This is a genomic window from Azospirillum brasilense (assembly GCF_008365405.1).
Taxonomy (GTDB): Bacteria; Pseudomonadota; Alphaproteobacteria; order Azospirillales; family Azospirillaceae; genus Azospirillum; species Azospirillum brasilense_D.
In genome coordinates this window covers 1-13,173 of record NZ_QOKV01000036.1, presented here as the reverse complement: position 1 = coordinate 13,173, position 13,173 = coordinate 1, and the positions used below count along the sequence as shown (strand labels likewise).

The following is a 13,173-nucleotide window of genomic DNA, read 5'->3' as shown; positions in this document are numbered from 1 at the left end:
CGCACCAGGATGCGGCGCGAGGATCTCCTCGACCATTACGAACGCGAGCTTCTCTACGTCCGCCGGGCGGGCGAAGCCTTCGCGCGCAGCTATCCCAAGATCGCGCGCCGGCTGGCGCTGGGACCGGATCAGGCCGCCGACCCCAATGTGGAGCGGCTGATCGAATCCTTCGCCTTCCTGTCGGGACGCCTGCAACTGAATTTGGAGCGCGAGTTCCCGCGCTTCTCCGAGGCGCTGCTCGGCATCCTGCACCCGCAGATGATCGCGCCGATCCCGGCCATGGGCATCGCGCGGATGGAGCCGGTGCCCGGCGAGGGGCGGCTGACCGGCGGCTTCCGCGTGCCGCGCGGCACCCCGTTGCACGCCGTGGCGGAGGACAACATCCGTTGCCGTTTCCGCACCGCCTACGACGTGACGCTGTGGCCGGTCGCGGTGACCGACGCCGCGGTGGAGCCGGCCGACCGCTACGACTTCCTCGACGGCGCCGCCACCGCGTCGGTGCTGCGGCTAAGGTTGGAGACGCGCAACCAGTCCTTCGAGAATCTGCCGATCGACAAGCTGCGCCTGTTCATCGACGGCGAGACGATCCTCACCTCCGCCCTGCACGAGCTGTTCCTGTGCGGCGTGGTCGAGATCGCCTACGTCCAGCCCGGCAAGCCGCCGGTGCGGCTGCGCGGCGAGAACCTGATCGCCCCCGTGGGCTTCGGCCCGGACGAGACGGTGCTGCCGCATCCCAAGCACGCCCAGCCCGCCTACGGCCTGCTGCAGGAATACTTCGAGTTCCCGCAGAAGTTCGACTTCTACGACCTGCCGCTTCCCCAGGGCCGGCTGTCGGGGGAGGTCGTGGACATCCTGATCGCGGTGTCGCGCCCGCTGCCCAACCGGCTGACCCTGCGCAAGGACAGCTTCGTCCTCGGCTGCACGCCCATCGTCAACCTGTTCAACCGCACGGCGGAGCCGATCCGGCTGAACCACCGGCGCACCGCCTACCGCGTCGTTCCCGACGCCCTGCGCGAGCGGACGACCGAGGTCCATTCGATCCTGGAGGTCAGCGGCCTGCGCGACGGCGACGGCATGCACCACCGCTACGTCCCCCTGTTCTCGCACCAGCACGCGGAGGCCGAAACGGAACCGCGCGGCTTCTGGCTGGCCGCGCGCGAGCCGACCCAGCGGGAGGACGTGCCGGGCACCGACCTGCATCTCAGCCTGCACCACCTCGACCTGACGCCAACCGACCCGGCGGACGAGACGCTTCTCGTCCGCACGCTCTGCACCAACCGCGCGCTGGCCGAGCAGGTCCCGGCAGGGGCCGCGCTGATGATCGAGGAGGCGGCACCCATCGCCACCATCCGCTGCCTGCACAAGCCGACGCCCGGCCGCCCCGCCCCGGCGGGCGGCTCGTCGGCCTGGAAGCTGATCTCGCATCTGTCGGTCAACCATCTCAGCCTGACCGGCGACGCCGAGGGGCTGCGCGCCCTGCAATCCATCCTGCTGCTTCACGCGCCCGACGATCCGTCCGCCCAGCACCAGATCCGCGGCGTGCAGGGCCTGTCCTCCCGCCCGGTGCTGCACCGCATGGGGCAGGACGCTTGGCGCGGCTTCGTGCGCGGGCTGGAAGTGACGGTTGCCCTGGACGAGCGGAACTTCGTCGGCGCCAGCCCGCTGGTCTTCGGCGGGGTGCTCAGCCGCTTCCTCGGGCTCTACGTCAACGTCAACGCCTTCGCCCAGCTTCGGCTGCGCTCGGTGCAACGGGAAGGGGTGTGGAAGGCATGGTCGCGCCTTGCCGGCAGCCAGCCAGTCCTGTGACGGACCGCGCGTCCCACCCTCCCGCCCTGATCGACCGGCTGGAGGCCGAGCCCTGGGGCTTCGACCTGCTGCAGGCCATCGCCCTGCTGGAGCGCGCCGCCCCCAGCTACGCGCCGCTCGGCACCGGAATCGACCCGGAGCAGGAGGCCGTCCGCATCGAGCACGACCCCAGCTTCGTCTTCCCCGCCAGCGACGTGGTCGAGGCGCGGCGGACCGAGGACGGGCGTGGCGTCGTCCGCTCCCCCGTTCTGGGCGTGGCGGGCATCAACGGCCCCCTGCCCTACGTCGCCACCGAACTGCTGGTCGAGCGGGCGGCGCGGCGCGACACGGCGGGCTCGGCCTTCTACGACATCTTCAACCACCGCCTGATGTCGATCTTCTACCGGACGCGCCAGGGCAGCCTGCCCCTGCTGGAGCGCGATCCGGAACGCACGCTGATGGCCCGCGTGCTGCGCGCGCTGGCCGGCATCGGCACGCCCGGCCTGGAGCAGCGCCTGCCCGGCACGCCCGATCGCATGCTGCTGGCCTTTTCCGGCATCCTCGCCAACCGCCGCCGCTCGTCGGCTGGGCTGGAGGCGATCCTCGGCGCCGTCTTCCGGGTCAAGGTGCGGGTCGAGAGCTTCGTCGGGCGCTGGCTACCGCTGGACGACGAGAGCCGGACCCGCATCGGCGGCGGTTTCGGCGCGCGCAACAACAGCCTCGGCCGCACCGTGGTGCTGGGCCGCCGCGTCTGGGACCAGCAGAGCTGCTACGCCATCGAACTGACGCTCGACAGCCTGGAGCGCTTCCGCGAGTTCCTGCCCGACGGGCGCCACCACCAGACGCTCTGCGCGCTCGCCCGCTTCCACACCGGGGACGGCATGGACTTCCGCATCGTGCTGGTGCTGGAGGCCACGAAGGTGCCGCCGACCCGCCTGTCCACCAAGCCGCCGGAAGGCAGCCGTCTCGGCTGGACCTCCTGGCTGCGGGCGCCGGGCCGCCCGAACCTGAAGGACGGGCGCCTGACCCTCGATCCCGCCCCGCCCGCAACGTCATCCCAGGGAGCCGTCCCGTGACCGCCGACATCAAGTCTCTCATCGGAAAGCTCGACCGCGACGGGCGCAAGGTTCTCGAACGCTCCGCCGCGCTGTGCGTCTCGCAGACCCATTACGACGTCGAGGCGGAGCATGTGCTGCTGGCCCTGCTGCGGCTGAAGGACGCCACCGTCGCCGGCATCCTGCGCCATTACGGCGTCGAGGCGGGCCGGCTGGAAACGGAACTCGAAGCCGCACTGGACCGCATCCGCCGCGGCAACAGCCGCACCCCGGCCTTCTCCCCCCGCGTGCCGGAGATGCTGGAGACGGCGCTGCTGATCTCCGTCACCCATCTGGACAGCCCGCAGATCCTTCTCCCGGCCATCCTCTGGGCCGCGGTCGCCTGCGATTCCGTGCGGGCGGTGGTGACGGAGTCCGCCCCCTCCCTGCTCGCCCTGCCGCGCGAGCGCACCGCGTCGGACCTGCCGGAACTGGTCCGCGCCCTGAAGGCGGGCGGGCCGTCCGCCGCGGCGTCCGACGGTGCCCCCGCCGCCGCACCGGTCGGTGGCGGTGCGGCCTCGGACGGGCGGGCCATGCTCGACCAGTACAGCCAGGACCTGACCGCCCAGGCCAAGGCCGGGAAGATCGACCCGGTGATCGGGCGCGACCGCGAGATCCGGCAGGTCATCGACGTGATGATGCGCCGCCGCCAGAACAACCCGATCCTGGTCGGCGACCCCGGCGTCGGCAAGACCGCCATCGTCGAGGGGCTGGCCCTGCGCATCGCCGAGGGCGACGTGCCGCCGCCGCTGCGCGGCATGGTCATCCGCACGCTGGACCTCGGGCTGCTCCAGGCCGGGGCCGGGGTGAAGGGCGAGTTCGAGAACCGGCTGAAGTCGATCATCAAGGAGGTCTCGGCCTCCCCCGTGCCGATGGTCGTCTTCATCGACGAGGCGCACGCACTGATCGGCGCCGGCGGAGCCGCCGGCCAGGGCGACGCCGCCAACCTGCTGAAGCCAGCCCTGGCGCGCGGTGAGTTCCGCACCATCGCCGCCACCACCTGGGCCGAGTACAAGAAGTATTTCGAGAAGGACCCGGCGCTGGCCCGCCGCTTCCAGCCCGTCTCGGTGCCGGAGCCGGACGAGACGGCGGCGGCGGCGATGCTGCGCGGCCTCGTCCGCCGCTTCGAGGAGCATCACGGGGTCAGCGTGCTCGACGACGGCATCGCCGCCGCCGTGGCCCTGTCCGCCCGCTACATCCCCGCCCGCCAGTTGCCCGACAAGGCGATCAGCGTGCTCGACACCGCCTGCGCCCGCGTCGCCATCGCCCGCAGTTCCAAGCCCGAGGCCATCGAGGCGATGGAGCGCGAGGACGCCATCCTGGGCCGCGAGGCGGAGCGGCTGGAGGCCGAGCCCGGCACCGCCCACCACGCCCGCCTGACGCAGATTTCGCAACGCCGCGGCGCGCTGGCCCTGGAGAAGGCCGCTTTGGACGAGCGCTGGACCCGCGAACGCGATCTGGTCGATGCGGTGGAGGCCGCGTTGAAGGCCGGCCACGCGGTGGAGGCCGCGGCGGCCATGGAGAAGCTGAAAGCGATTCAGGGTGATAGCCCTCTGGTCCCGCACCGGGTGGACGGCGCGGTGGTCGCCGCCGTGGTGTCGAACTGGACCGGCATCCCGGTCGGCTCGATGTCCAAGGACGACCTGGAGGTGGTCGCCACGCTGGAGGACCGCACGGCCGCCCGCGTCGTCGGCCAGCCGCAGGCGCTCCAGGCCATCGCGCGGGCCGTGCGCGGCTACCGCGCCGGTCTGGGCGAGCCGCAGCGCCCCATCGGCGTCTTCCTGCTGAGCGGCCCGAGCGGCGTCGGCAAGACCGAAACCGCCCTGGCGCTCGCCGAACTGCTGAACGGCGGCGAGGACAGCCTGATCACCATCAACATGTCGGAGTATCAGGAGGCCCACGCGGTGGCCACCCTGCGCGGCGCCCCTCCGGGCTATGTCGGCTACGGCAGCGGCGGCGTGCTGACCGAGGCGGTGCGCCGCCGCCCCCACGCCGTGGTGCTGATGGACGAGGTCGAGAAGGCCCACCCCGACGTGCTGGACATGTTCTACCAGGTCTTCGACAAGGGCGTGCTGGAGGACGGCGAGGGCGTGGAGGTGGATTTCCGTAACACGCTGATCCTGCTGACCAGCAACCTGGGCGACACCGAGCTGTTCGCTCTGGGCCGCGAGGCGCTCGACGCCGGGCGCATCGGCGAGGCGCGGGAAGAGGGGCTGGCCGCCATCTCCGACGTGCTGCGCCGCCGCTTCCGCCCGGCCTTCCTCGGCCGCCTGTCCGTCGTGCCCTACTACCCGCTGAACGAGGCGCAGATCCGCCGCATCGTGACGATGAAGCTGGACAAGCTGCAGCGCCGCACCGCCGGCAACCGCGGCGCCGAACTGGCGGTCACCGACGCGGCGGTGGAGGCGCTGGTCCTGCGGGCGCTGAACTCCGACGCCGGGGCGCGCATGATCGACACGCTGCTGTCGGAGTTCGTGGTGCCGGAGGTGGCGATCCGCATCCTCGACCGCGTCGCCGCCGGCCAGCCGGTGGGCCGCATCACCGTGGACCATGGCGCGGACGGGCGGTTCACCGTCAGCGTGGACGGCACGGCGGCCTGACCGGGGAGCGGCGAGGATGGCGAAGCGCTTTTCCCAGGACGGCCAGTATCTGTCCATCACCACCCCGCTGGGGGCGGACGCGCTGGCGCTGCGCACCATCGTGGGGGAGGAGCGGCTGTCGTCGCTGTTCACCTACCGCGTGACCATGATCTCGTCGGACGAGGACATCGCCTTCGACCGCATCGTCGGCAAGGCGGTGACCGTCGCCATCACGCTCGGCGATCAGGAGACGGTGCGCCACATCAACGCCATCGTCGGCCGGATCGAGCTGACCCATGTCGACGACCGCGGCCAGGTCGCCCATTACGAGGCGGAGCTTCATCCCTGGTTGTGGATGCTCACCCATTCTGGCGACTGCCGCATCTTCCAGGAAAAGACGGTCCCGGAAATCGTCGAGGAGGTCTGCAAGGGCGCCGGCTACACCGACCTCAAGAAGTCGCTGACCGGCACCTACGCCAAGCGCGAATACTGCGTGCAGTACCGCGAGACCGACTACAACTTCGTCGCCCGGCTTCTCGAAGAGGAAGGCATCTTCTACTACTTCGCCCATGAGGACGGGAAGCACACGCTGGTGCTGGGCGACGGGGCCAACGCCTTCGCCAAGAGCCCGCTGCTCGACGCCTTCGAATACCGCGCCACCGAAGGGCACGACGACGAGGACCATGTGCTGACGGGGCTTAGCGTCGAGCGGCGTGTGACGACCAAGAGCTACGGCATCGACGGCTACCATTTCGAGACGCCCTCCACCGACCTCTACGCCACCGCCGAGGGCGCGTCGGGCTTCGGCACGGTCAGCGACTACATGGGCCGCCACACCACCTCGTCGGACGGCGAGGCGATGGCCAAGCTGCGCCAGCAGGCGCTGGCCTTCCCCGGCCGCCGGGTGCGCGGCAGCGGCGAATGCCGCTCGCTGGAGGCCGGGACGCGCATCACCGTGTCCGGCCACCGCAAGAGCGACCTGAACGCCGAGTATGTCCTGCATTCGGTGCGCATCGACGGGGCGAGCGGCCATTTCAACGCCCATTTCACCGCCTTCCCGCCCGACCTGCCCTTCCGCCCGCTCGACACGGCGGTGAAGCCGCGCATCCACTCCACCCAGACCGCCATCGTCGTCGGCAAGAGCGGAGAGGAGATCTGGCTCGACAAGTACGGGCGCATCAAGGTCCAGTTCCACTGGGACCGGCTGGGCAAGAAGGACGAGAAAAGCTCCTGCTGGGTCCGCGTCGCACAGAACTGGGCGGGCAAGAATTACGGCATCATGTTCTTCCCCCGCGTCGGGCAGGAGGTGGTGGTGACCTTCCTCGACGGCGATCCCGACCGCCCGCTGGTCACCGGCTCCGTCTACAACGCCGAGCAGACCGTGCCCTACACGCTGCCCGACGATTCGACCAAGAGCACCATCAAGACCCAGACCTCGAAGAACGGCACCGGCAAGTTCAACGAGATCCGCTTCGAGGACAAGGCCGATGCCGAGGAGATTTTCGTTCACGCCCAGAAGGACATGAACGTCGAGGTGTTGAACGACGTGACCCGCCTCATCAAACACGACGAGGTGGAGACGGTCGAGAACGACAGCACCATCGACATCCAGCACGACCGCAAGCTGACCGTGAAGAACGATCACAGCATCACCGTGTCGGAAGGCAACGAGACGCACGACGTCGCGAAGGGCACGCGCGCCGTGACGGTGAAGGGGGACGAGACCCACACCAACAAGGCGGACTTCATCCACAAGGCCGACGGCGACTACACCCTGACCATCAAGGGCAACCTGACCATCGACGTGACCGGCGATGTGGTCATCAAGGGCAAGTCGGTCAAGGTAACCGCCACCTCCGGCGAGGTCGGCGTCAAGTCCGGGACGGACATGAAGCTCGACGCCGGCGGCGCCTTCAATGCGAAGTCCGGCATGGCCATGGAGATCAAGTCGGGCATGGGCATGGACGTGAAGGCGAGCATGGGCATGAACCTGAAAGCCGGCATGGCCCTGACCGCCGAGGGACTGTCCGCGACGCTGAAGGCCCAGACCATGGGCGAGGTCAGCGCCGGCGCCATCATGACCGTCAAAGGCACCCTGGTGAAGGTGAATTGAGATGGCCGGTGAGACAGCCGATGAAGCCGTATCCGATCCCCAACCCGTGGAGGAGCGCGACGAGCAGGGCCGCATCGTCCGCAGCGGCGAGATGCGCGACGAGCAGTTTCACGGCCTTTACACCGCCTACGGCGAGGACGGGCACCCGATCCTGCGCGCCCGGCTGAGCGCCGGGAAGCTGCACGGAGAGGTGCGCAACTACGCGCCCGGCGGCGGCCTCGTCCAGGTGGCGGAGTATGCGCACGGCGTGCAGCACGGCCAGACCACTTTCTACGCCAACGCCCGCCCGACCTGCCGCATGACCTACCGCGACGGGCTTCTCAACGGCCCGTCGGTTTTCTTTCACGAGAGCGGCACGGTGGCCGCCGTCTTCCAGTATTGCGACGGCAAGCGCGAGGGCGAGGCGCTGTTCCACAGCCCGCAAGGCCGTCCGATGCGGCGCGAGAGCTACGCCAACGACCGCCTGCACGGCCCCGTCCTGGGCTATTACGACGACGGCACGGTGAGCGAGCGCGCGGCCTTCCTGGACGGGCTTCAGGACGGGGTGCTGCGCCGTTTCTTCCCCTCCGGCGCGCTGATGCAGCACGGCGTCTACCGCCGCGGCCTGCTGATCGAACCGCTGCGGACCTATTCGGAGGACGGCAAGGAAATCGCCGTGCTGCAGCCTCCGGCGGGGTGAGGGAAGCCTTTGGGCAGTCTTGCCCCCACCCCGGCCCTCCCCCGCTCTCGCGGGAGAGGGTGCCTTCTGCGAAGCGGCGGCAGTTCCCTCCCCTGCGAAAGCGGGGGAGGGGTAGGGAGGGGGCACCTCCCACACCTCACGGCGTTTGAACCGTGAACTGCCCCGGCAGCGTGATCTGGATCACCCCGCCCCAATTGCACATCAGCTTGCTGGTGGAGGTCAGGGCCGGCATGTTGCCGACCATGACCGTAGGTGCTCCAGGCACCCAGGGGGCGACGGTGCAGGGAACGCAGGGCTGCGGCTTGATCACGCCCGGCGGCGGCACGGGAATCATCGAGGCCACCACCGGGTTCGCCGGGCTGGTGCACACACCGAAGGGCGGGATGTTCATGATCGGCTTGTTGTCCATGATGTTCGCCATCGGCGGGCCGCCGGCCATCGTCCGGTTCAGCGGCAGCACCACCAGGGCGGACGGCGCTGCCCCGAAGCTGCAGGTCATCATCGCCCCCGCGCACACCGCCTGACTCATCCCGTCTCTCCATACCGAAACGTCCAAGCGAAGAGTGGGCGCCTCAGCCGCCCCGCGGCAAGCGATCCCTGGACCGGAATGGTCCGAATTCGCTTCAACCCGGCGGAGACGGGCCGAATCCGTCGAACAGGCCCGGCTCCGCCTCGGTCTCCGGGTCGAGCAGGTCGGTGCAGCCGACGCCGATCAGGCGGATCGACCGCCCGTCCGGCTCGGCGTCCAGCATCTCGCAGCCGGTCTGCCAGATCAGCCCCGCCGACCGCGCCGGCGGATCGACGCGGCGGGAGCGGGTGATGGTCTGGAAATCGGCGGTCTTCATCTTCAGCACCACGCTGCGCCCCCACAAGCCCGCGGTCGACAGGCGGCGCGCCACCGTCTCAGCCAGCGGCAGCAGCGCGTCCTTCAGCGCGGCCTTGTCGGCGGTCTCCCAGTCGAAGGTCGTCTCGGCGGAAATGCTCTTGCTCGGCGATTCCGGCTCCACCCGGCGGTCGTCCTGGCCGCGGGCGAAGCGGTGCAGCAGGCGGCCCATCTTGCCGTGGCGGCGCACCAGATCGATCTCCGTCCAGCCGCGCAGGTCGCCCACCGTGCGGATGCCGTCCGACTGCAGCTTGCGCTGCAGCACCGGCCCGACGCCCCACAGGATCGACACCGGCTTCGGCGCCAGAAAGTCGAGCGCCTGCCCCCGCCCGATCACCGAGAATCCCCGCGGCTTCTCCAGGTCGGAGGCGATCTTGGCGAACAGCTTGTTGTAGCTGAGCCCGACCGAGGCGGTGATGCCCAGCTGGTTCTCGAAGCGGCGGATCAGTTCGGCCAGCGCCTGGGCCGGGCTGATGCTCAGCCGCTCCGCCACGCCGGAGAGGTCGAGGAAGGCCTCGTCGATGGACAGCGGCTCGACCAGCGGCGTGAAAGCGTGCATCAGTTCCCGCGCCTGCCGGCCCACCGCCTTGTACTTCGCCATGTCGGGCCGCAGCACGACGGCGTCCGGACAGGCCTCCAGCGCCTGCCACATCGGCATGGCCGAGCGCACCCCGGCCATCCGCGCGATGTAGCAGCAGGCGGCCACCACGCCGCGCCGGTCGCCGCCGATGATCAGCGGGCGGCTGACCAACTCCGGCCGGTCGCGCTTCTCCACCGTGGCGTAGAAGGCATCGCAATCGATGTGGCCGATGGCGAGGCCGTGCAGTTCCTCATGCCGGACCAGCCGCCGGCCGCCGCATTTCGGGCAGCGCGGCTCGCTCCCGCGGACAGCCGCCGCGCAGTCGCGGCACAGGACCTTGCAATCGTCGAACACAGCCATGGCCGCAGTCTAGCAGCAGCGCGCCCGCGGCGGGAAAGGAATGTTCCCGTCCCGTTCCAGTTTTCCGCTCAGAAGCGGAAGCCCCGATTGAGCAGCCAGCCGAGCGGGCCGGTGAAGACCAAAGGCTGGTCCTGCACCAGCAGGCACAGGCATTCCCCGTCCGCGTCGGCCACGGCGTGGTGCGGCGTGCCGGTGTCGTAGGACGCCACGTCGCCGACCCGATAGGCCCCGAACTCGTCGGAGAAGCCGCCCTTCATCACCAGCAGCATCTCGCTGTCGGTGTGGCGGTGGGCCGGCACCCGCGACCCCGGCGCCATGCGCAGCAGGCAGGCCGAGGCGGTTCCGGCGCTGACGCCCCAGGCCGACAGATGGACGCCCGGAACGATGCGCACCCATTCCAGCGCCTCCGGCTCCGCCCCGATGGCGCGGCGCAGCGGGCCGGGAAACAGGCTCTTTCCGGCCGGCGTGGGAACGGGCGCCGGCGCGGCGGCCGTCGCGTCGAGCCGGGTCATCAGAGTGCCGAACAGCGAATCGGACACCGGCTCCGGCGGCAGATCCGCCAGCAGGACGCCGCCGCAGGCTTCCAGCTCCGCGACCTGCGCGCGGCAGTCCGGGCAATAGGCGAGATGCGCGGCGACCAGCAGCGACTGCACCTCGCGCAGGCTGCCAGCGGCGTAGTCGAGAAGCCGTTCGGGGGCGGGATGATGGGCCGGCACGGTCACGCCTCCTCCCCGAAAGCCCGGCGCAGGCGAACGAGGGCCAGCCGCAAGCGGGTCTTCACGGTTCCCAGCGGGATGCCGCGTTCGGCGGAGATTTCCGCATGAACCTTGTCCTCGTAGTAGGCGAGCCGCAGCACGTCGGCCTGCTCCGGCGGCAGGTTGCCGATCACCGCGCGCAGACGGAAGGCCGTCTCGGCCGCTTCGAACTGGTGGTCGGGCGTGGGCTCCTCCCCCCCGTCCGACATCAGATCATCGGGCTGAAGCTCGGGCCGCCGCTCCTGCCGGACGCGGTCGATCCGGCGGTTGCGGGCGATGGTGTAGATCCAGGTGGAGGCGCTGGCCAGCGCCGGGTCGAAGCGGTCCGCCCGCAGCCACACCGCCATCATGACGTCCTGGACCAGTTCCTCCGCCGCGCTGCTGTCGGCGCCCAGCCGGCGCATGTAGGCCTTGATCCGCGGCGCGAAGTGGTCGAACAACGCGCGGAAGGCGGTGGAATCGCGGTTGCGCGCGACGGCAAGCAGCAGTTGCTCGTGGTCCGGCATGGTCGGGTCGTTCGAATCGGCCTTCGGCAGCATGCCAGGGACAAATCTTCGGTCGGTCAGCGTCGTGCCGCACCATACAACAGCGTGTCCCTCGGCACACGGCGTAATTCGGCATAGTGTTGCTGCCGTGCGTATGGGTCAAGCATTCCCCAACTGGATTCCCTGGTATGGTGCCCCCACTTGATGCTAGGTCCGCGACGCCCTCCACCAAGCCCCTCATCAAGAAGGAAGAAGGCATGAGCCTCGAACCGAACTTCGAACATCTGCGGGCAAGGGCCGTGGAGTCGCTGTTCCAGCATCTGGCGGACGCCTGCGTCGGGCTGATCGTGGTCGACCAACACGCACGGATCGCCTGGATCGGCGACCGCTATCTTGAGTTGCTTGGCTATTCGGGCAACCCGGAGGACGCGCTGGGCCGCCCGGTGGAGGAGGTCATTCCCAACAGCCAGATGCGCCATGTGGTGGAGAGCGGGCAGACCATGCTGCTCGACCTCATGGACATCGGGGAGCGGACCATCGTGGTGACCCGCCTGCCACTGCGCGCGGAGGATGGGACGCTGATCGGCGCCATCGGCTTCGCCCTGTTCGACCGGGCCGACCGGCTGCGCCCGCTGATGTCGAAATACCAGAAACTCCAGGAGGAGTTGAACCGCACCCGGCAGGAGCTGGCGCAGGAGCGGCGCGCGAAATACTCCCTGTCGCAGATGATCGGCAACAGCGACTCCATGCGCGAGGTGAAGCGCCTGGCCCGCCGCGCCGCGCAGCTCGACAGCACCGTCCTGCTGCTGGGCGAGACCGGCACCGGCAAGGAGCTGCTGGCCCACGGCATCCATGCCGCCAGCCCGCGCGCCAACGCGCCCTTCGTCGGGGTGAACGTCGCGGCGATCCCCGAAAACCTCCTGGAATCGGAGCTGTTCGGCGTCGCCCCCGGCGCCTACACCGGCGCCGACCGCAAAATGCGCGAGGGCAAGTTCCAGCTCGCCGACGGCGGCACCCTGTTCCTCGACGAGATCGGCGACATGCCGCTGCCGCTCCAGGCCAAGCTGCTGCGCGTGCTGCAGGAGCGGGAATTCGAGGCGGTCGGATCGAACAAGGTGGTGCGCGTCGATCTGCGCGTCATCGCGGCGACGAGCCGCGACCTCGACGCCCTGGTCCGCGAGCGGCAGTTCCGTGCCGACCTCTATTACCGTTTGAACGTGGTTCCGATCACCCTGCCGCCGTTGCGCGACCGGACGGAGGACATCGGCAGCATCGCCGACCGCATCCTCGACGAGCTGGCCTTCACCACCGCCGCCCCGTCGCGGGAGCTGACCGCCGGGGCCATCGCCGTGCTGGAGGATTACGACTGGCCGGGCAACGTGCGGGAGCTGCGCAACGTGCTGGAGCGGGTATCGGCCATGACCGACGACGCGGTCCTGACCGCCGACCACATCCGTGGCGCCTTGCCGCGCGCGGCGGGTCCCGCCGGTTCGGGCGAGCGCGCGGCGGAGGGCGGAAACCGTCCCTTGAGCGACGTGCTGAAAGACACGGAACGCGCGGCCATCGTCGGTGCCCTGTCCCGCACCGGCGGGGTAAAGGCGAAGGCTGCCAAACTGCTGGGGATTTCGCGCGCCTCGCTCTACGAGCGGATGCAGGCGCTGGGGATCAAGGAGGACACGCAGGGGACGGTGTGAGGAGGCGGCGCGTTGCCCCCACCCTTCCCACGGCTCCGCCGCGGGCCCCTTCCCTCCCCCGCTTCGCAGGAGAGGGAGTTGTCCCCTCCCCTGCGTCAGCGGGGGAGGGTCAGGGAGGGGGCAATGCGTCGCTGCTCAGACGCTTCTCAATGCGCGCCATGGAAGG

At 69.9% G+C, this 13,173-nt stretch carries 10 protein-coding genes; 6 read left to right on the top strand and 4 right to left on the bottom strand.

Translation table 11 applies throughout. From position 1 onward, the window contains the following. The first annotated feature begins 9 nt into the window (after positions 1 to 9). From tssF to DS837_RS29790, 5 genes are read left to right on the top strand one after another with little or no spacing between them, the layout of a single operon-like run. On the top strand, positions 10 to 1,806 hold the full coding sequence (gene tssF, locus DS837_RS29810; RefSeq protein ID WP_149168058.1) for a type VI secretion system baseplate subunit TssF: 1,797 nt from the start codon (positions 10 to 12) through the stop codon (positions 1,804 to 1,806). Next, positions 1,803 to 2,861 carry a type VI secretion system baseplate subunit TssG gene (gene tssG, locus DS837_RS29805; RefSeq protein ID WP_247890199.1) on the top strand — a complete coding sequence of 353 codons (1,059 nt, stop codon included), beginning with the start codon at positions 1,803 to 1,805 and terminating at the stop codon, positions 2,859 to 2,861. Before tssF ends, tssG begins: the two co-directional genes overlap by 4 nt. Next, entirely contained in the window at positions 2,858 to 5,479 is a 2,622-nt protein-coding gene (gene tssH / locus DS837_RS29800) for a type VI secretion system ATPase TssH (protein ID WP_149168056.1), read from the top strand. The genes tssG and tssH overlap by 4 nt, the downstream gene beginning before the upstream one ends. A 16-nt stretch (positions 5,480 to 5,495) precedes the next feature. Beyond that, entirely contained in the window at positions 5,496 to 7,571 is a 2,076-nt protein-coding gene (locus DS837_RS29795; protein WP_149168055.1) for a type VI secretion system Vgr family protein, read from the top strand. A gap of 1 nt (position 7,572) precedes the next feature. Continuing rightward, the gene (locus tag DS837_RS29790) at positions 7,573 to 8,250 is read left to right on the top strand and encodes a toxin-antitoxin system YwqK family antitoxin (protein ID WP_149168054.1); all 678 of its coding nucleotides are present in this window, start codon (positions 7,573 to 7,575) and stop codon (positions 8,248 to 8,250) included. A 136-nt stretch (positions 8,251 to 8,386) separates the two neighbouring features. Here the strand turns inward: DS837_RS29790 and DS837_RS29785 are convergent, their stop codons facing one another. The 4 genes from DS837_RS29785 to DS837_RS29770 form a co-directional block, all read right to left on the bottom strand. Further along, entirely contained in the window at positions 8,387 to 8,779 is a 393-nt protein-coding gene (locus tag DS837_RS29785; RefSeq protein ID WP_137104949.1) for a DUF4280 domain-containing protein, read from the bottom strand. Between the two features lie 94 nt (positions 8,780 to 8,873). Beyond that, a complete protein-coding gene (locus DS837_RS29780; RefSeq protein WP_149168053.1) occupies positions 8,874 to 10,073 on the bottom strand; it encodes a DNA polymerase IV in 1,200 nt (399 codons plus the stop codon). Between the two features lie 68 nt (positions 10,074 to 10,141). Continuing rightward, a complete protein-coding gene (locus DS837_RS29775; RefSeq protein ID WP_149168052.1) occupies positions 10,142 to 10,795 on the bottom strand; it encodes a ChrR family anti-sigma-E factor in 654 nt (217 codons plus the stop codon). Beyond that, positions 10,792 to 11,367 (bottom strand): sigma-70 family RNA polymerase sigma factor, encoded by a 576-nt coding sequence (locus tag DS837_RS29770; RefSeq protein WP_149168051.1) that lies wholly within the window; start codon positions 11,365 to 11,367, stop codon positions 10,792 to 10,794. Before DS837_RS29770 ends, DS837_RS29775 begins: the two co-directional genes overlap by 4 nt. Positions 11,368 to 11,570: 203 nt before the next feature. Here DS837_RS29770 and DS837_RS29765 point away from each other — a divergent pair, with 203 nt between their 5' ends. Beyond that, positions 11,571 to 13,007 (top strand): sigma-54 interaction domain-containing protein, encoded by a 1,437-nt coding sequence (locus DS837_RS29765; RefSeq protein ID WP_149168050.1) that lies wholly within the window; start codon positions 11,571 to 11,573, stop codon positions 13,005 to 13,007. The last annotated feature ends 166 nt before the right edge of the window (positions 13,008 to 13,173 follow it).